The following is a 19,582-nucleotide window of genomic DNA, read 5'->3' as shown; positions in this document are numbered from 1 at the left end:
GTCAGAACGACGCGGCTTCCTTGATTTCAAACGATTCATCGGCCCGATACTGACCGGGTGTCATGCCAAACCAGCGGCTACAGGCTTTGTTGAAACTGCTGTGATCATGAAAACCAAGGAGATACGCGACATGCTTCATGTTGAAGTGAGAATGCCGCAGGTAAAAATCGGCCAATTGCCGGCGCACAGCGTTCTGCACGTCCTTGAATTGAGTCCCTTCCTTTTCCAGCGCGCGTTGCAGCGTCCGCTTGCTAATGTTCAACGCCGCGGCAATCGACTCCATGTCGCACTGCCCCTGGTCCTGACTCAAGCGCTCGGTAATCAGCGCGCGAATCCTGCCGACAATGCAAAAACCAAACAGCAGATCCATTTGAGCCTCGGCAAAACTGTCATGCAGCACCGCCAACGCTTCATTGGCCATGCTCAACGGCCGCAGCAGCTCCTGTGCATCAAACAAAATGCTGTCGTAAGGCGCGTCGAAATGAAGGTCGCAGCCAAACAACCGTCGATGCTCAGAGGTGTCCTCAGGTTCGGGATAGGTGAACTCCACTCTCAAGGGTCGCGGTGAGTTGCCGCCCGCCAGTTTGCGGCAGAAACCCAGCAATGACGCCAGCGCTGCATCGGTGTATTGGCGAGGTTTGACCGAACCTTTTTGTTGATGATCGAGCCCGGACAGTCGGTAATTCTGCTGTTCCGCTGTAAAGAAAAGGCTGAATCCGGTGCCAATCAACGGGCTGAAACGGACCAGTCGTTCAAGGGCTTTTTTCAGATTCAGGCTGGACATCATGGTGTAACCGACGATCTGAAAGCTACCGGGGTGGAAACTGCCATAAGCCTTCAAGCCAATGTCCGGATCACCCGAGGCCTGAGCGGCCAGATCCCATAGTCGATAGATAGCCTTTCGCTCGCAAAACGCTCCTGGTTTGTTCGCAAGCTTCATGTCTAGTTCAGCCTCCAGGCACAGACTGGCAACATCCAGTCCTTGAGCCGAGAGCGTATTTACCAGCACGCTGGCATAGCCTGAACTCATTCTATACATGGCGTCCTCAATGACCTGTGGAGCCGAACGTCCTGTCCGGAGCCATGACTGATCTGCGTGGAATCAAATGCTAACGGGTGGTTCAGTTGAAAATATTGATCCCAGTATAGGTACTCCTCACTTTTAGCCACTTTTTCAGGCCAGTCGTCGCCTTGTAGCAGCTGCCTTGTGGCGAGGGGATTTATCCCCGTTGGGCTGCGAGGCGACGACAGCAGTGTCGAATAGTTCTATTTCATTTCGTGCATGGCACCGTTGGACACCAGACCGTCACCTCTCAACACTTCCGCACACCCCGCCAATACCGAACAATCCCCACATCTTGCAGCGCAAAATACAAAAAGGTAGAGAGCTTATGAAGTCGCTTGGTCGTATTGCGTTGGTCACGGGTGGTATGGGTGGGATTGGCACTGCGATAAGCCAGCGCCTGTACAAGGAAGGATTCAAGGTCATCGTGGGCTGCAGCTCTGACTCCGCCCGCAAGAAAGAATGGATGGCGAGCCAACTGGAGGCGGGTTATCAATTCGAATGCATCTACGGCGACATCAGCGATTGGGAATCAACGCGCAAAGCGTTCGAGATGGCCCGTGAGCAATTCGGCCCGATCGATGTCTTGGTCAACAACGCCGGCATCACGCGTGATGCGTCCTTTCGCAAACTGACGCCAGAAGACTGGAATGCAGTCACCGGCACCAACCTGACTGGCGTGTTCAACACCACCAAACAGGTGATTGAAGGGATGCTGACCAAGGGTTGGGGACGAATCATCAACATCTCCTCGATCAACGGTCAGCGCGGCCAGTTCGGCCAGACCAACTACAGCGCGGCCAAGGCCGGCATCCATGGTTTCACCATGGCACTGGCCCGGGAAGTGTCCGGCAAGGGCGTGACCGTCAACACCGTTTCCCCGGGTTATATCCAGACCAGCATGACCGCGGCCATCCGTCCGGACATTCTCGACACCATGATCGCGGCCACTCCGGTCGGGCGTCTCGGCCAACCTGAAGAAATCGCCTCCATCGTGGCCTGGCTGGCTTCCGATGAGTCGGCCTATAGCACCGGGGCCGATTTCTCGGTCAACGGCGGCATGAACATGCAGTAGACCGGTCAGGGCATGGATGCCCTGCTTTCGCTCGACAAAATCTTAATGAGGTCACGCATGAACGAAGTCGTAATCGTTGCCGCTACTCGTACCGCCATTGGCAGTTTTCAAGGTGCCCTGTCCGCGATTCCAGCCACCGAGCTGGGCGCGGCGGTCATTCGCCGTCTGCTGGAAGAGACCGGTCTGGACGGCTCGCAGATCGATGAAGTGATCCTCGGCCAAGTACTCACGGCAGGCTCGGGGCAAAACCCGGCACGCCAGACGGCAATCAAGGCCGGCCTGCCCCATACCACCCCTGCCCTGACCCTGAACAAGGTCTGCGGCTCGGGCCTCAAGGCTGTCCAGCTGGCGGTCCAGGCCATCCGTTGCGGCGACGCCGAACTCATCATTGCCGGCGGTCAGGAAAACATGAGCCTGGCGCCGTATGTGTTGCCCAAGGCCCGCACCGGTTTGCGTCTGGGTCATGCGCAACTGCAAGACAGCGTGATTCAGGATGGTTTGTGGGATGCCTTCAACGATTACCACATGGGCATCACCGCAGAGAACCTGGCGCAGAAGTACGAACTGAGTCGCGAAGACCAGGACGCATTCGCCGCGGCCTCGCAACAGAAAGCCGCTGCTGCCATCGAAGCGGGTTACTTCAAGCGTGAAATCACCCCGATCCTGATCCCTCAGCGCAAGGGTGAGCCGCTGGTCTTCGACACTGATGAACAACCGCGTCCGGACAGCACACTGCAGGCACTGGGCAACCTCAAACCCGCGTTCCAGAAAAGCGGCAGCGTGACCGCCGGTAACTCGTCGACCCTCAACGACGGCGCCGCCGTGCTGTTGCTGGCCAGCGCCGCCAAGGCCAAGGCCCTCGGCTTGCCGGTTCTGGCACGCATCAAGGCTTACGCCAGCGCTGGCGTGGACCCGTCCATCATGGGCATCGGCCCGGTACCGGCCACCCGTTTGGCATTGACCAAAGCCGGCTGGAGCCTGGACGACCTCGACCTGATCGAGGCCAATGAAGCGTTCGCCGCGCAATCACTGGCAGTCGGCAAGGAACTGGGTTGGGACACCAGCAAAGTCAACGTCAACGGTGGCGCGATTGCCCTCGGTCATCCGATCGGTGCATCGGGTGCGCGGATTCTGGTGTCGCTGTTGCACGAGCTGATTCGTCGCGACGGAAAAAAAGGCCTGGCCACGTTGTGCATCGGTGGCGGTCAGGGCGTCAGCCTGGTCATCGAGCGCTAGAAACACAGGAGTGTTTGCTTAAGTTGCTGACGCGGCGCCGAAGTCCGGCGCCGCGGTTTTTTTCTGCCCGGTTTACGTAAGTGGGCAAGGAGCTCCATGGACAATAACGCGCATACCTTCAACACCTTCTGGTCAGGCCAGGTTCCGTTCATTGCCTCCTTTGCAGTGCAACAATTACGCCTCTGGGTCAGCACCAATCCGTGGTTTACCGGCCAAGCCTACAACGAGTGGTTTGACCTGCCGCGCGGAACCCTGGACAGCCTTCAATCGGACTACCAACAGCAATGGGGCGAACTCGGCCAGCAACTGCTGACCGGTCAGCCATTCAGCTTCGACGATCGACGTTTTTCCAGCGGCAACTGGAGCCAGCCACTGTTCGGCTCCCTCGCCGCCTTTTATCTGCTCAACGCAGGGTTTCTGCTGAAGCTGCTGGAAAAGTTGGCGATCCCGGAGAAAAAGCCGCGCCAGCGCCTGCTCTATCTGGTGGAACAAGCCATTGCTGCCGGGGCACCCAGCAACTTTCTGGCCAGTAATCCCGATGCACTGCAACGGGTCGTCGATACCCAGGGCAGCAGCCTCCTCACCGGCCTGTTGCACCTGGCCAGCGACCTGCAAGAAGGCAAGATGCGCCAGTGCGACGCCGGCGCCTTCAAAGTCGGTGTCGATCTCGCCAACACCCCCGGCGAAGTGGTGTTCGAGAACGAACTCTTCCAGCTCATCCAGTATTACCCGCAAAGCGAAACCCAGTACCGGCGCCCGGTGTTTGTCGTGCCGCCGTCCATCAACAAGTACTACATTCTCGACCTGCGCCCGGACAACTCGATGGTTGCCCATCTGTTGAAACAAGGTCACCCGGTGTTTCTGATGTCGTGGCGCAACTTCGACCAGGCACACGCCGGCACGACTTGGGATGACCTGATCGAAACTGGCATCATCAAAGGCCTGCAAGTGACCCGTGAAATCAGCGGCGAGCAGCGGCCCAATTGCGTTGGCTTCTGCATCGGCGGCACCTTGTTGAGCTCGGCGCTGGCGGTCCTGGCGGCACGCGGCGACCGCGATATTGGCAGCGTGAGCCTGTTGACCACTTTCCTTGACTATCTCGATACCGGTCCGATCGACATCTTCGTCGACGAACAATTGGTGGCCTACCGCGAGCGCACCATCGGCGGCCTGGACGGCCCGATCGGCCTGTTCAAGGGCGAGGACATGGGCAATACCTTCTCGCTGCTGCGCCCCAACGACTTGTGGTGGAACTACAACGTCGACAAATACCTCAAGGGCCAGAAACCGATCCCCCTTGACCTGCTGTTCTGGAACAACGACAGCACCAACCTCCCGGGCCCGATGTATTGCTGGTATCTGCGCCACACCTACCTGCAGAACGACCTGAAATCCGGTGAGCTGGACTGTTGCGGGGTCAAGCTGGACCTGCGCGCCATCGATGCTCCGGCATACATCCTCGCCACCCATGACGATCACATCGTGCCGTGGAGAAGCGCTTACGCCAGCACCGAGTTGCTCTCCGGGACCAAGCGTTTTGTGCTGGGCGCATCTGGGCATATCGCCGGGGTGATCAACCCGCCAGCCAAGGAAAAACGCCACTACTGGACCAACAACCGGGTCACCAAAAACCCGGAAACCTGGTTCAAGAACGCCCAGCAACATTCCGGTAGCTGGTGGAATGACTGGTTCGTCTGGCTGGCTGAACAGTCTGGGGAACGCCAGCCCTCGGTGCTGCATACCGGTAACGCCCAATACCCGGCGATTGAGTCGGCACCGGGGCGCTATGTGATGCAATGATCGACAACCCCGCGCGATAACCACTATCGCGCGGGGGCTCTCTCTTCACCCATCCCCGTAAAAACAGCACATACGCTCAATATCCTCGCGGCAATCCCGGCAACCATGTCCTCCTCACTCACCCCCGTAAGGACATCGCCATGGCTATCGCAAAAGCTGTTCCCGGCAAAACCCTGCTGACCCCGACCGACCACACGCTGATCATGATCGATCACCAGTCGCAAATGTCCTTTGCGACCAAGTCGATCGACGCCGTTACCCTGCGCAACAACGCAGCATTGGTGGCCAAGGCCGCCCGCGGCTTCAAGGTCTCGACCATCCTGACCACCGTTGCGGAGAAGAGTTTTTCGGGGCCTATCTTCGACGAAATCAAGTCAGTGTTCCCGGAACACAACGTCATTGACCGTACCAGCATGAACACCTGGGAAGACGAGCGCATCGCTGTCGAAGTCAACGCTGCCGGCAAACAGAAAATCGTCCTGGCCGGTCTTTGGACGTCCGTGTGCATCGTTGGCCCGGCGCTGTCGGCCATCGACCAGGGTTTCGAGGTGTACGTGATTGCCGATGCCTGCGGCGACGTCACCACCGAAGCCCATGAAATGGCCATGCAGCGCATGATCCAGCTGGGTGCTCGCCCCATGACATCCCTGCAATACCTGCTTGAACTGCAGCGTGACTGGGCTCGCAGCGAGACTTACGACGAAACCGTGAAAACCTCGATTGCCAATGGCGGTGCCTACGGTCTGGGCCTGATCTATGCCAAGACCATGTTCGGTGCCTCGGAAGGCCATTAAGCCCCGTCTTAAAACAAGCGACTCCGGACATCCTGGAGTCGCTGTCCTCGTGATGAATAAGCCATGAAGCTTTACGCGCAAGACCTGAAACTCGCGCTGCCGTTCTGGGTGGCGGTGCTGTTCGCGGGCTCGGTCGGGGCCGCTCTGGCGGACGAATCGACGCAAAACTCACAGGGGTTTCTGGACGGTGCATCGTTGTCGGTGCTCAGTCGAAATTTCTACCTCAACAGTGACTATCGGTCACCCTCGTCTGCGGACAAGAACTATAAACAGGAGTGGGCTCAAGGTTTTATCGGCGCTTTTGAATCCGGATTCACACCCGGTACATTTGGATTTGGCCTGGATGTCCATGGGTTTCTGGGGCTTAAGCTCGATAGCGGCAAGGGTCATTCCGGGACAGGACTGCTGCCCGTAGATGCTGATGGCCGCAGTGAAGACAACTACTCCAGCGGCGGCGCGGCGTTGAAAATCAAGGCCTCCCTAACCACAGTGACCTTGGGTGAAATGATGGTGGAAACCCCGGTGTTCGACACCGCGGACAAACGCCTGCAACCGGAGTACGCCACGGGTTTTTTGCTCAACAGCCGTGAAATCGACGGTATGAATCTGGTAGCCGGCCACTTCACCGCGTTCAAGAACCAGGACAGTTCTTCGAGCAAGGGCGACTTTTACGGCTACGGCGCCAATACCAAGGCGGGTGGTATCTCGTTTCTCGGCGCTGACCTGTTCACCCAGAGTCCCGTCGGCGGAGCGCTCTACGCTTCCGAGCTGACCGACACCTGGCATCAGTACTACGCCAACCTGCACCTGAAACAATCCGGCATGTTCCTCGATGCCAATGTCTATCACACGCAGGACACCGGCCAGGCGTTGGCCGGCGCCATCGACAACACGGCATTCAGCCTGTCGGGCAAATACACTCACGACGCCCACGCGTTTACGCTGGCTTATCAAAAAATCAATGGCGACACGCCCTTCGATTTCGTCGGTGGCGACTCCATCTACCTCGCCAACTCGATCAAGTACGCCGACTTCAACGGCGCCCATGAACGTTCCTGGCAAGCACGCTACGACCTTGACCTGGGCCCCTACGGGATTCCCGGGCTGAACTTCATGACCCGTTATGTGAAAGGCAGCCAGATCGACGGCACCCATGCGCCCAAGGGCGGAGCCTACAACCCGTTCGACGCGACGCTCGGTGAGTACGTACCTCAACAAGGGGACGGCGGGCGCCATTGGGAACGGGACATAGACCTGCGCTACATCGTGCAATCCGGATCGGCCAAGGGCTTGTCCCTGCAACTGTCCCATGTGTCGCATCGCGCCAACAGCGCGCAGGCCGGTGATGATATCGACAGGATCTACGTCGTTATCCAGTACCCGCTGACCTTCGGGCACTTCTGACAAAAATGGCGGAAGGCAGCCGGAGTCGAACCTGCCCGGGAACGGATGCCGTCCCCAACCGGGTTTGAAGCCCGGCCGCGCCACCGGGCGCGATTGCCTTCCTTGAAATCAGTGATCGGTGCGTTGGGCCAAGGCATTGTCGAGGCGGATATGGCGCTTGTCGCCAAACCGTCGCGTCAGGCCGATCCGGTCGAAGTATTCGAGAATCTGGATGCTGCGCTTGCGCCCCAGGCCCATCGCATCACGAAACGCCGTGACCTGAATCACCGGGTTTTGCGCGGCCAGTTGCACAAGCATAGCCGCCAATCGGTGGATCATCGTGTCGGTGTAGAACAGGTCACGGACGACTTGATGCAGCAATCCCAACCTCGCCATTTTGCACAGCAGCAAGCGCACGGCCGCCTCGTCATGGCCAAGGTCGCGCACCCACGGCGGATCAAAACCAGCCTGTTCGAACACCGGTTGCAAGTGTTGCCACAGGGCTTCGTCGTCTTCGCTCAAACGCACCTGGTGATCAGGCAAATGCAGCCATGGCCCGCTGGCGACGATGGCACCACTGGCGAGTAATTCGTCGAGCAGACTGATAAACGTCGGACGGTCCAGCGCTGTGCCGGTGAACCGCCGCAGGCGATCCCGGTCCGGGCCCATTTGATCCGGTTCCAGTTGATGAAAACGAGCGAGGTGTTCCAGCAACGGTGCTTTCAGTGCTTCCCAGCGGACCGCACTGAACAGCAACGGACCTTGGCGGGTGTCGATCAGGCGCACGTCATCGGGCAACACCCACGTGTTGCGGGGGCGGTTGAACTGACGCTCCAGACGCTGCGGGTCGAGCCCTGTGTCGCTGTTGGCCAATAACGCTGGCAGGCTGTCTTCCAACTGATTGCATATGGCGAGGGCGTGTAACTGCGCCAGTCGCTCGGGGCTTCGGCGTTGTCGGGTCGGTGCGAACGGGTCAAGCACCCGTGCGCCGCCGAGGGTGCGTTGGGCGCTCTGGTCACGCAGGATCAACGGATCGCCCTTGACGGCCTGCACTGGCGCATTCAGCAGCAATTGCGCGAACATCCGCTCACCCGGCGCCAGGCTGGAGCCTTCCAGCAACGCCACCCGCCCGGTCACGTCCTGAGTCCCCACGTGAACGTGCACGGGTTGAAAGTGCTCGAAGGCTTTAGGTTCGCTGGCTAACAATTTCAGGTCGACATCCACTCGCTGGGTCGGCGCGTACAGCCACTCGGCCAGCAACCAGTGGCCGCGATGAATCTGCTCCAGGGCCAAGCGTTCGGCACTCAGGTTCAACGCGACTCGCTGTCCGGCCATTGCGATCTCGGCAACCTGATTCTGTGCATGCAGGCCGCGCACGCGCACGGGTTTGCCCTGCGGGCCGAGCATCAGCGTATCGCCCACCGCCACCAGGCCGGACAACGCAGTGCCGGTCACCACGATACCGACGCCGGCCACGCTGAAGGCACGATCAATCGCCAGGCGAAAACCGCCGGTGGTGCTGCGTTGGAGGACTTCACGTTGCGCCGCGAGCAAGGCCTGTCGCAGCGTCTCGATGCCCTCCCCGGTCACACTCGACAGCGCAATGTGCGGCGCGTTGGCATAAGGTCCCGGGGCCAGCAATGTCTGGATCTGTTCGCGAACGGCTTGCACTCTGGACGGTTCGACGCGGTCGCATTTGCTGATCGCCACCAGCGCCCGAGGGATGCCCAGCAGTTCAACGATGGCCAGGTGTTCGCGGGTCTGCGGCATGACACCATCGTCGGCCGCGACCACCAGCAACACCAGGTCAATACCTTGAGCACCTGCCAGCATGTTGTGGGTGAAGCGCTCATGACCGGGCACGTCGATAAAACCGGTCAGGGCCGCTTGCGGTTCCAGCGCCGCGTAAAGGTAGCCGAGGTCGATGGTCATGCCGCGATCACGTTCTTCCCGGCGACGGTCGCCGGCCTGGCCAGTCAGTGCCTGGAGCAAGGCAGTCTTGCCGTGGTCAATGTGCCCTGCGGTGCCGACGATCACTCTACGGTTCCTGCAATTTGATCGAGTTGAGCCAGCCACGCCGGCTCATCGTCCAGTTGCCGCAGATCCAGCCACAACGCATCGTCATCAATGCGTCCGAGCACTGGAATCGGCAACGCTCGCAGGGTCGCTTCCAGATTGTGCAGCTGCCGTCCGCGAAGACGTTTGGACGCGTGCGGTCGCAGGCACAAAGCCGCACTCGGCAAGCGCGCCACCGGTTGGCTGCCGCTGCCGATCATGCCCAGCGCCGGTACTGCGCTGACGCTCCAGCCGTCGCCCAGTACCTTGGCCAGCGAGGGTTGCAGGCGCTCAGCCTGGGCGAGGATCTTCGCCTGCGGCCGGGTCAGCAGACGCAAACTCGGCAACCGCTCGGCCAGTCGATCAGGGTCGCGGTACAGGCCCAACACCGCTTCGAGGGCGGCCAAGGTCAGTTTGTCGACCCGCAAGGCGCGCTTGAGTGGATTCTTCTTGATCTTCGCGATCAGGTCTTTGCGGCCGACAATCAACCCGGCCTGGGGGCCACCCAGTAACTTGTCGCCGCTGAAGGTGACGATGTCGGCGCCATCGCTCAGCGCCTGGCGCACCGTCGGTTCGGCGGGCAAGCCCCAGCGCGTCAGGTCCAGCAGGCTGCCGCTGCCGAGGTCTTCAAGCAATGGCAAACCGTGTTTATGCGCGAGTTGCGCCAACTCGGCGGTCGGCACCCGAGCGGTGAAGCCTTCGATGTTGTAGTTGCTGGCATGGACGCGCATCACCAAACCACTACGGGGGCCGATGGCCGCCTCGTAATCGCGGGCATGGGTGCGATTGGTGGTGCCGACTTCGTGGAGCCTGACCCCGGCTCTCGCCATGATGTCGGGAATGCGGAAGGCGCCGCCGATTTCGATCAGTTCGCCCCGGGAAATGATGCCTTCCTTGCGCGCGCCCAGGCTGTTGAGCGTCAGCAACACCGCTGCGGCGTTGTTGTTGACCACCGTCACCGCCTCGGCGCCAGTCAACTCGCGGATCAGGCCTTCGATCAGATCGTCACGGTCGCCGCGCTTGCCGCTGTGCAGGTCGAATTCCAGATTGAGTGGATAACGGGCCGCCCTCTGCACGGCGTCGATGGCTTCCTCCGGCAACAACGCTCGCCCCAGATTGGTGTGCAGCACTGTGCCGGTGAGATTGAACACCCGGCACACGTTGCTGCGATGCTGGGTGGCCAGGCGTTCACCCGCCCTGCCCGCCAACACTTCAGGCGTGATCTCAATGGCGTCGAGTTGCCCTGAAAGCACCTGTTCACGCAAGTCATCCAGCAATTGCCGCAAATTCGCCAGCAACGCGTCACGCCCATAACGCTCGGCCAGCGGCTGGCAGGCGGGATGGCGCAGCAGACTGTCGATGGAAGGCAGCCGCAGAGCCTGGCTGGCGGATCTGAAGGACATCAGGCGCTCCTGATTACGAATGATCGTAGCGCCTGAGTGTAGCCGCTGAGTTTAAAGGCAGAGCTCAAAGGGGTAGCTCAGCCACCTCCGGGTGCAAGCAGAAGATTAGGCGCTGGACGCTGGTAGCCTTCCTGCTCCAGGCGCATGTCCAGCAGCAGGCTGGTCAGGTCGGTCGAGAGCGCTTCAGCTTCGGCGTCGTTTTCCAGGTAAAGCAGTTTCAGGTAGCTGCCGCAGCCAGGACAGACCTCCGCGCGTAACGGTGCCTGATTGGCGGCATGGCGGTCGTCATCGAGGCTGACGTATTCAAGGCCTTTGCTCTGTTCGCAATACACGCATTTGACCCGCACCACATGCCATTCGCAGGCACACAGCGAGCACACCAGATACCGCAAGCCGTTGTACTTGCCGCGATGGCGAATCACCCCGGCCATGGCCGGCGAACCGCAGGCCGGGCATTGGCTGAGACTGTCGCCGGGTTTCAGCGCAAGGTCCGGTGTACTCAGCAACCAATGACTCCAGGCCACCTGCAACGCCGCGCCGAGAAACGGCACCACGGCGGCGGGCAGCATGGTGAACTGGCCGCTGACCAGCGCAATCGCCCAGGCCTTGAGTTGCCCGACGTGGGCGCTGCGCAAGGTCGCCACGGCTTTTTCCACAGCAGGTTGCGGTGGTGGCTGGTAACGCTGCAATAGAGTTTCGAGGTACGGCAGCCAATGGTCCTCACGCACCAGACTGTCGGCGGCGAACGGCGGCAAGCCGTGTTGCTGGCACACGCGCATGCGTTGGGCATCGGGCATGGCGGCCACGGGTGGATCGTCCATCAGACCCTGCTGCACGTGGCATAGGCCGGTCACCAGCCGCAGGTAATCGGCCAGTGGATGGCCGACGACCAGACGCTCCAGGCGCAAGGCGCGCAAGGTGAACAGGTTTTTCGGAGGCAGGTAGAGAAACGGCGGTGAACTCGCCGCCGCTTCGATCTCGCCAGGCTCAAGAATCGTCGCCAAGGGGGGTTATCCTTTTTTGCTGATCGGCCGGTCGGGGTGCTCGTCGCGGGTCACTTCGCGGTACCACAGTTCATGGTGTTTTTTCGCCCAGGCGCGGCTGACCCAGCCATGCAACATGGCGTTGACCGAGCCTTTGATCCAGATGCCGGCGTAGATGTGAACGATGATGCTCAGCACCAGGATTAAACCCGCCAACGCATGCAGCAGCATGGCCCAACGAATGCTGGTGATGCCGAAGTACTCGCTGAAATACTCGCGCCAGATCACCAGCCCGCTGAACAGCAGCACCAGCATGCAAATCAGCAAGGTCCAGAACAGCAGCTTCTGCCCAGGGTTGTACTTGCCGATGGGCGGCACGCCCTCCTCCTCATTCTTGATCACCCGCCCGACTCGCCTCAGCCACAGCCGATCGTTGGTGATAAAGAAGTTCGCCCGCCAGAAACGGATCACCAGCCCAAGGAACAGCACAAACATCACCACGCCCATGAACGGATGCAGGATGCGCGTCCACGGGCCGCCGCCAAACAGGTGGCTGAGCCAGAACAGCGCCGGGTGGAAAAGCGCCAGCCCGGATAGCGCAGCCATGAAAAACAGGATCGCCACCAGCCAGTGATTGGTGCGCTGATTGCTGGTGTAACGAAGGATCGGTTTGTCGTTCATGGCCTGTCCTCCCCCTTCGGATCATAGGTATGCACCGACGGATCGATTTCATGCACGGCGGGATCGGGGATGCTCGGGTGTTCGTCCTCCTCGACCAGCTGCGGCCCGATGCGCACGTAGTGGAAGAACCCGGCCAGCACCGCCAAGCCCATGGCCAGCAACCCCAAGGGTTTGCTCACGCCTTTCCACAGTTCCACCAGCGGACTGATGGTCGGGTGGTCCGGCAGACCGGCATACAACCGGGGCTCATCGGCATGGTGCAGCACATACATCACGTGAGTACCACCGACGCCTTCCGGGTCGTACAAGCCTGCGTGTTCGAAGCCACGGCTCTTGAGGTCGACGATCCTTTCGGCCGCGTGTTCCTTCATGTCGTCCTTGGTGCCGAACACTATGGCGCCCGTCGGGCAGGTTTTTACGCAGGCCGGCTCCAGCCCCACCGCCACCCGGTCTGAGCACAACGTGCATTTATAAGCCTTGTGATCCTTTTGCGAGATTCGCGGGATATTGAACGGGCAACCGGTGATGCAATACCCGCAGCCGATGCAATGGTCCTGGTCGAAGTCGACGATGCCATTGGCATGCTTGATGATCGCCCCCGGGCTCGGGCACGCCGCCAGGCAACCGGGCTCGGCGCAGTGCATGCAGCCGTCCTTGCGAATCAGCCACTCCAGATTGCCGGCGTCGGTTTCGTGCTCGGTGAAGCGCATCAAGGTCCAGGTTTCTGCGGTCAGGTCCTGAGGGTTGTCGTAGGTGCCGAGGTTGTGGCCGACCTCGTCGCGCAGCTCGTTCCATTCCGAGCAGGCGACCTGACAAGCCTTGCAGCCAATGCACTTGGTGGTGTCGATCAGCTTGGCCACTTCCTCTTGATTGCGTACCGAGGACGGGACGGTCGTGGTGGCCGAACGGGCGATGATGTCTTGGCTGGCCATTTAGACTTTCTCCACGTTGACCAGGAATGACTTGGATTCCGGGGTCTGAGTGTTGCCATCGCCGAGGAACGGCACCAAGGTGTTGGTCAGGTAACCGTGACGCGTGAGCCCGGTAAAACCCCAGTGCAGCGGGATACCGATCTGGTGCACCACCTGATTGTTGACCTGCAGCGGACGAATCCGCTTGGTCACCACCGCCACCGCTTCTATATGTCCGCGCTTGGAACTGACACGGACCCGGTCGCCGGCCACGATGCCTTTCTCCTTGGCCAGCACCTCACCAATCTCGACGAACTGCTCGGGTTGGGCAATCGCATTGAGCTTGCAATGCTTGCTCCAGAAGTGGAAGTGCTCGGTCAGCCGGTAGCTGGTCGCGGCATATGGATAGTCCTTGGCCACGCCTAAGGAATCCCATACCGAATCGAAGATCCGCGCCGCCGGGTTGCTGGTGGCTTTCTTGTTTTCCGGGTGCAACGGGTTGATGCCGATCGGCGTTTCGAACGGTTCATAGTGCTCGGGGAAAGGTCCTTCATTCATCTTGTCGACGGCAAAGAACCGCGCCACGCCTTCGGGGTTCATGATGAACGGATTCATCCCGGCTTCCGGTGGCGAGTCGGCCTTGAAGTCCGGCACATCCGTGCCGCCCCAGACTTTGCCGTTCCACCACACCAGACGTTTTTTCTCGTCCCACGGCTTGCCTTGCGGGTCGCACGAAGCGCGGTTGTAGAGAATCCGTCGGTTCGCCGGCCAGGCCCAGGCCCAGCCCAGATGTTGTTTCATGCCGTACGGGTCGCTGTTGTCGCGCCGGGCCATCTGGTTGCCCGCCTCAGTCCAGCTGCCGCAGAAAATCCAGCAACCGGAAGCGGTGCTGCCGTCGTCCTTGAGCTGGCCAAAACCGGCCAGTTGCGCGTTGCCCTTGATCGCCGCGCCGGTAGCGTCAGTGAAGTCCGTGGTGGCATAGCCGTTGATTTCCTTGGCCAATTCTTCCGGCGAAGGCTCCTCGGCAATTTTGTACGGCCAGGACAGTTTGAGGATCGGCTCGGCATAAGCGCCGCCGTTGGCCTGGTAACGCTGGCGCAGACGGATAAACAGCTCGCTCATGATCCGCACATCGGTACGCGCTTGCCCCGGGCCGTCGGCACCTTTCCAGTGCCATTGCAGCCAGCGACTGCTGTTGACCAGCGAACCGTCTTCTTCGGCGAAACAGGTGGTGGGCAGGCGAATTACTTCGGTCTGGATGCCGGCAGTTTCGACATCGTTGTACGGCCCGACGTTGCGCCAGAACTCCGAGGTTTCGGTGGACAGCGGGTCCATCACCACCAGCCATTTCAGCTTGGCCAGCGCCGCCATCACCCGGTTTTTGTCAGGCAACGCGGCGATGGGGTTGAAGCCCTGGCACATGTAGCCGTTGACCTTGCCCTGGCCCATCAGGTCGAACACTTTGAGAATGTCGTAGTTGGGAATGTCCAGTTTCGGCAGATAGTCATACACCCAGCGGTTTTCAAGCGTGGCATTCGCGCCGTACCAGGCTTTCATCAGGCTGACGTGGAACTTGCCGTAGTTTTGCCAATAGGACAGCTGCCCCGGCCGCAACGGTTTCTGTACCCGTTTGGCAATGTAGGCGTCGTAATCCTGCTCCGCATCGCCCGGCAGGGTCAGGTAGCCCGGCAGCGAATTGGACAGCAAACCGAGGTCAGTCAGCCCCTGAATATTGGAGTGCCCGCGCAAGGCATTGACGCCCCCGCCCGGCATGCCGACGTTGCCCAGCAGCAGTTGCACCATGGCCGCGCTGCGAATGATCTGCGAACCTATCGAGTGCTGCGTCCAGCCCAGTGCGTAGAGAATCGTCATGGTCTTGCCCGGTTGCGAGCAAGTGGCGATTTCTACCCAGATCTTCTGCATGGCATCCACCGGCATGCCGCAAATCTGGCTCGCCAGTTCGATGTTGTAGCGGCTGTAATGCTGCTTCATCAATTGATAGACACAGTGCGGGTCTTGCAGGGTCGGGTCGACCTTGACGAAGCCGTCTTCACCGAGTTCATAACCCCAGCCGGACTTGTCCGTGTAGCTGCGTTTGGCCGCGTCGTAGCCGCTGAATATTCCATCCTCGAAGCCATAACCGGCTTTGACGATGAACGACACGTCGGTGTAATTGCGCACGTACTCGTGCTGGATCTTGTCTTCAGTCAGCAGGTAGTTGATCAGCCCCCCCATGAAGGCGATGTCGGTGCCGGTGCGAATCGGCGCGTAATAGTCGGCCACCGAGGCGGTCCGGGTGAAACGCGGATCGACCACGATCAAGCGAGCCTTGTTGTGCGCCTTGGCTTCGGTCACCCATTTGAAGCCGCACGGGTGCGCTTCTGCTGCGTTGCCGCCCATTACCAGAATCAGATTCGCGTTACCGATATCGGTCCAGGTATTGGTCATGGCACCACGGCCGTACGTCGGGGCAAGACTTGCCACCGTCGGGCCGTGTCAGACACGCGCCTGGTTATCGAACCCCAGCATGCCGAGACTGCGAACGACCTTGTGGGTGATGTAACCCGCTTCGTTGGACGCCGCCGAGGCCGCGAGGAAACCGGTGGTCAGCCAGCGGTTTACCGTTTGGCCCTGGGCATTCTTCTCGATGAAGTTGGCGTCGCGGTCGGCCTTCATCAGGTCGGCGACGCGATTGAGCGCTTCATCCCAGGAGATGCGTGTCCACTCAGTGGTGCCGGGTTTGCGCACCTCTGGGTATTGCAGACGACCGGGGCTGTGAATGAAGTCCAGCAGGCCGGCGCCTTTGGGGCACAGGGTGCCGCGGTTGACCGGGTGGTCGGCATCGCCTTCGATGTGGATGATGTTTTGCGCGACGTTCTTGGCAGCATCGCCCTGGCTGTACATGATCACGCCGCAGCCGACCGAGCAGTACGGGCAGGTGTTGCGGGTTTCATGGGTGTGGGCAAGCTTGAAGTGGCGCACCTGCTCGGCGAAGGCAGTCGCGGGGGCCATGCCCAGCGCGCCGAGGCTCGAGCCCGCAAGGCCGATACCAGCGACCTTGAAGAACTGACGACGGTTGAGGTCCATCGTGCACTCCTGTCAGGTGGAGACCCGGTATTTTTGCCGGGTTTTTCTGGACAATCATGTTTGCGGCAGTCTGGCTGCCGACACTTAAAACTGTAGACAATGTTAGAACTGACTGTGTGAAAACCGACCGTCGGGCAATACCGCGGTCTCAGCCACCACACACCCCCTGTGGGAGCGAGCTTGCTCGCGATGACGGAGTGTCAGTCACCATAGATGTTGACTGTTGTGCCGCCATCGCGAGCAAGCTCGCTCCCACAGGGGCTTGGCGTTTATCATGGCCCCACGTTCAACCACGCTTTTTATGAGACTGAGCATGACTTTCGATTTTGATCAGGTGTTCGACCGCCACAACACCGGCAGTACCAAATGGAGCCGTTACCCGGCCGACGTGTTGCCGATGTGGGTGGCCGACATGGACTTCTCCGCACCGCCGGTGATCATCCAGGCCCTGCAAAAACGTCTGGAACACCCGATGCTCGGCTACAGCGTGGCCCAGGATGACTTGCGCAATGCCATCGTCGCCGACCTCTGGAACAAGTACGCCTGGCGCGTATTGCCTGAGGAACTGATTTTCCTGCCGGGCGTGGAGTCGGGTTTCAACATGGCGCTGAATGCGCTGGTCCAGCCGCAGCAGAACGTTGTGGTTCAGGTTCCGAACTACCCGCCGCTGCGTCATGCGCCGGGTCACTGGGGTTTGAACAAGGTTGAACTCGAATTCGACGCGTTGGCGGACGGCACTTACGCCACGCCACTCGATGCCCTGAATCAGGCGCTGACCGGTGGCGGTGCGCTGCTACTGAGCAACCCGCACAACCCGGTGGGCAAAGTCTTCCCGCGAGAAGAACTGCAAGCGGTAGCCGACATCTGCGTGGAGCAGGACGCCTGGATCATCTCTGACGAGATTCATGCCGAGCTGTGTTTCGACGGGCGCGTGCACATTCCGACGGCTTCCCTGAGCCCCGAGATCGCTAAACGCACCATCACGCTGATGTCGGCGAGCAAGGCCTACAACATTGCCGGGCTGAAGACGTCTTTCATGATCATTCAGGACTCGGCGTTGCGTGCAAAGGTCAACCACGCCCGCTGCGGCATGGTCGACAGCGTCAACCCGTTGGGCATGGAAGCGACGCGCGTCGCCTACAGCGAAGGCGGCCCTTGGCTGGCCGGGTTGAAGGCGTATCTGCAAAGCAATCGGGATTATCTGGTGGAAGCAGTCAACACGCGACTGCCGGGTGTGACCATGAATATCCCACAAGGCACCTATCTGGCGTGGCTCGATTGCTCGGCGCTGGGACTGGATAACCCTCAGCAGTTTTTTCTTGAGCAAGCCAAGGTCGGGCTGAGCCCTGGTCTGGATTTCGGCGATGACAGCAAACAGTTCGTGCGCCTGAATTTCGGTTGCCCACGGTCGTTGCTGGAAGAAGGCATCGCGCGGATGGAGCGCAGTTTGCTCAATCGCAAGTCCTGACCAGCGGTATGGAATCATTGGCGGCAAGCCGATGCTTTAAATTGAACCCGCCGCCATTTCCAGAGCATCCTGCTATGGTTCAACGTACTGACGCCTGAATACCTGCGCGCCACTGTCAGTTAATCGCCAGAGGCTCTACATCACCGCACGCACCCGTCGAGTACCGAGCATGAGTTTCATTTTGTGGGTGGCGGTGTTGGGTGCCGTGCTGCTGACGCTGGCACTGACGTCGTCGTACCTGCGCTGGATGCCGGTGACTACGTCGGCGGTGTGCCTGGTGCTGGGTGTAGCCATCGGGCCCGCAGGGCTGGGGCTGTTGAAACTGGACACCGAAGATGCGTCCACCTGGATGGAGCACCTGACGGAAGTCGCGGTGCTGTTTTCGTTGTTTGTCTGTGGTTTGAAGTTGCGCTTGCCGCTCAGGGACAAAAACTGGCGCATTGCCTACGGCCTGGCCGGCCCGGTCATGGTGCTGACCATTGCCGGTGTCAGCCTGTTGCTGCATTACGGCTTCGAATTGTCCTGGGGCGCGTCCGTGTTGATCGGCTCGATTCTGGCGCCCACCGACCCGGTACTCGCCGCCCTGGTGCAAGTCAACGACGCCCGGGATGACGACAGCGTGCGTTTCGGGCTGTCGGGTGAAGCCGGGCTCAATGACGGGATCGCCTTCCCGTTTGTCATCCTTGGCCTGCTGCTGGTGCAACACGACGGCAACCCCGGCTGGCTGAGTGACTGGGTGCTGCGCAGTTTATTGTGGGCAGTCCCGGCCGGTTTGCTCACCGGCTACTGGATGGGACGCGGCATTGGTCGCCTGACCTTGTTAATGCGCATCAAAAATGACGACAGCACCCTTTCCCCAAATGATTACCTCGCCCTCGCCTTGATTGCCCTGGCCTATGTCGGGGCCGAGTCGATTCACGGTTACGGCTTTCTGTCGGTGTTTGCTGCCGGCCTGGGTTTGCGCCACGAAGAAGTCAAATCCACGGGTGACGACGAACTTCCCGCCGAGCATCTGGTTCAGCCTGTTGTGGGCCATCAGAACGTCGAGCCGCAAGACGCCGTTCATGGCGATACCGAGAACCTTGAAGACACCCAGGTCGCGGCGGGAATCATGATGGGCGACATGCTCGCCTTCGGCAGCCTGGTGGAACGGGCCATGGAAGTCTTTCTGGTGACGCTGCTCGGCGTGGTGCTGATGGCGCACTGGGACTGGCGTGCGTTGCCGATCGCCGGCGTGTTGTTTTGCCTGATACGACCCCTGAGCGTCGTCGCCATGCCTTGGGGCAGTTTGCTCAACGGTCAGCAGCGAATGTTGATTGGCTGGTTTGGCATACGCGGCATCGGCAGTCTGTACTACCTGTTTTATGCCCTGAACCACGGGCTGGCCCCGTCGATTGCAACGCTCTGCATGGATTTGACCTTGTGCGTGGTCGCGCTAAGCATCCTCATCCACGGGATCAGCACCCAACCGATGCTGGCTCGATATGAACAGCATAAAAAACGGGATATTTGATTTGATGTCTGTGCGTTCAGGGTCCGAATTATCGAATTTTCACGCTCATAAATTTGAAATTCTTTTGCGATCCAGCAGGTCACAACCTTAATCCTGCCCGGCTTTTTGTACGGCGGGACTTACCAGGTTC

14 protein-coding genes and 1 tRNA gene are annotated in these 19,582 nt (G+C 60.1%); 7 read left to right on the top strand and 8 right to left on the bottom strand.

Translation table 11 applies throughout. The annotated features are described in order from the left end of the window. Window position 1: 1 nt before the first annotated feature. On the bottom strand, window positions 2–1,039 hold the full coding sequence (locus MO767_RS02440) for an AraC family transcriptional regulator (RefSeq protein WP_349016911.1): 1,038 nt from the start codon (window positions 1,037–1,039) through the stop codon (window positions 2–4). A gap of 352 nt (window positions 1,040–1,391) precedes the next feature. On the opposite strand from MO767_RS02440, the gene phbB reads away from it, so the two are divergent. The 5 genes from phbB (at window position 1,392) to MO767_RS02415 (ending at window position 7,372) form a co-directional block, all read left to right on the top strand. After that, window positions 1,392–2,138 (top strand): acetoacetyl-CoA reductase, encoded by a 747-nt coding sequence (gene phbB / locus MO767_RS02435; RefSeq protein ID WP_282479251.1) that lies wholly within the window; start codon window positions 1,392–1,394, stop codon window positions 2,136–2,138. 57 nt (window positions 2,139–2,195) lie between these two features. Then, on the top strand, window positions 2,196–3,374 hold the full coding sequence (locus MO767_RS02430) for an acetyl-CoA C-acetyltransferase (RefSeq protein ID WP_282479250.1): 1,179 nt from the start codon (window positions 2,196–2,198) through the stop codon (window positions 3,372–3,374). A gap of 96 nt (window positions 3,375–3,470) precedes the next feature. Continuing rightward, the gene (phaC, locus tag MO767_RS02425) at window positions 3,471–5,174 is read left to right on the top strand and encodes a class I poly(R)-hydroxyalkanoic acid synthase (protein ID WP_282479249.1); all 1,704 of its coding nucleotides are present in this window, start codon (window positions 3,471–3,473) and stop codon (window positions 5,172–5,174) included. A 140-nt stretch (window positions 5,175–5,314) separates the two neighbouring features. Further along, window positions 5,315–5,968, top strand: coding sequence for a hydrolase (locus MO767_RS02420; protein ID WP_282479248.1), 654 nt, complete (start codon window positions 5,315–5,317; stop codon window positions 5,966–5,968). Between the two features lie 63 nt (window positions 5,969–6,031). After that, the gene (locus MO767_RS02415; protein ID WP_282479247.1) at window positions 6,032–7,372 is read left to right on the top strand and encodes an OprD family porin; all 1,341 of its coding nucleotides are present in this window, start codon (window positions 6,032–6,034) and stop codon (window positions 7,370–7,372) included. A gap of 6 nt (window positions 7,373–7,378) precedes the next feature. On the opposite strand, the gene MO767_RS02410 is transcribed toward MO767_RS02415, so the two are convergent. The 7 genes from MO767_RS02410 to fdnG all read right to left on the bottom strand — a co-directional run bounded on the left by MO767_RS02410 (window position 7,379) and on the right by fdnG (window position 16,471). Further along, window positions 7,379–7,474 (bottom strand) — tRNA-Sec (locus tag MO767_RS02410). Window positions 7,475–7,480: 6 nt separating this feature from the next. After that, window positions 7,481–9,388 carry a selenocysteine-specific translation elongation factor gene (gene selB, locus MO767_RS02405; RefSeq protein WP_282479246.1) on the bottom strand — a complete coding sequence of 636 codons (1,908 nt, stop codon included), beginning with the start codon at window positions 9,386–9,388 and terminating at the stop codon, window positions 7,481–7,483. Beyond that, window positions 9,385–10,809, bottom strand: coding sequence for an L-seryl-tRNA(Sec) selenium transferase (gene selA, locus MO767_RS02400; RefSeq protein ID WP_282479245.1), 1,425 nt, complete (start codon window positions 10,807–10,809; stop codon window positions 9,385–9,387). The genes selB and selA overlap by 4 nt, the downstream gene beginning before the upstream one ends. Window positions 10,810–10,886: 77 nt before the next feature. Then, window positions 10,887–11,813, bottom strand: coding sequence for a formate dehydrogenase accessory protein FdhE (gene fdhE, locus MO767_RS02395; RefSeq protein WP_282479244.1), 927 nt, complete (start codon window positions 11,811–11,813; stop codon window positions 10,887–10,889). Window positions 11,814–11,819: 6 nt separating this feature from the next. Continuing rightward, complete coding sequence (locus MO767_RS02390; RefSeq protein WP_149628027.1) at window positions 11,820–12,473, bottom strand: formate dehydrogenase subunit gamma; 654 nt, start codon at window positions 12,471–12,473, stop codon at window positions 11,820–11,822. Further along, the gene (gene fdxH / locus MO767_RS02385) at window positions 12,470–13,405 is read right to left on the bottom strand and encodes a formate dehydrogenase subunit beta (protein WP_129444178.1); all 936 of its coding nucleotides are present in this window, start codon (window positions 13,403–13,405) and stop codon (window positions 12,470–12,472) included. The genes MO767_RS02390 and fdxH overlap by 4 nt, the downstream gene beginning before the upstream one ends. Beyond that, the gene (gene fdnG, locus MO767_RS02380) at window positions 13,406–16,471 is read right to left on the bottom strand and encodes a formate dehydrogenase-N subunit alpha (RefSeq protein ID WP_282479243.1); all 3,066 of its coding nucleotides are present in this window, start codon (window positions 16,469–16,471) and stop codon (window positions 13,406–13,408) included. Between the two features lie 313 nt (window positions 16,472–16,784). Between fdnG and MO767_RS02375 the strand changes: the two genes are divergently transcribed. Together MO767_RS02375 and MO767_RS02370 are read left to right on the top strand one after the other, a co-directional pair. Next, complete coding sequence (locus tag MO767_RS02375) at window positions 16,785–17,939, top strand: PatB family C-S lyase (protein WP_282479242.1); 1,155 nt, start codon at window positions 16,785–16,787, stop codon at window positions 17,937–17,939. Window positions 17,940–18,108: 169 nt separating this feature from the next. Continuing rightward, window positions 18,109–19,452, top strand: coding sequence for a sodium:proton antiporter (locus MO767_RS02370; protein WP_282479241.1), 1,344 nt, complete (start codon window positions 18,109–18,111; stop codon window positions 19,450–19,452). Window positions 19,453–19,582: the final 130 nt, after the last annotated feature.

The sequence above is a fragment of the Pseudomonas sp. UYIF39 genome (assembly GCF_029963765.1).
GTDB lineage: Bacteria > Pseudomonadota > Gammaproteobacteria > Pseudomonadales > Pseudomonadaceae > Aquipseudomonas.
The sequence above is the reverse complement of the archived record's forward strand: the minus strand, read 5'-3'. Positions and strand labels throughout refer to the sequence as shown.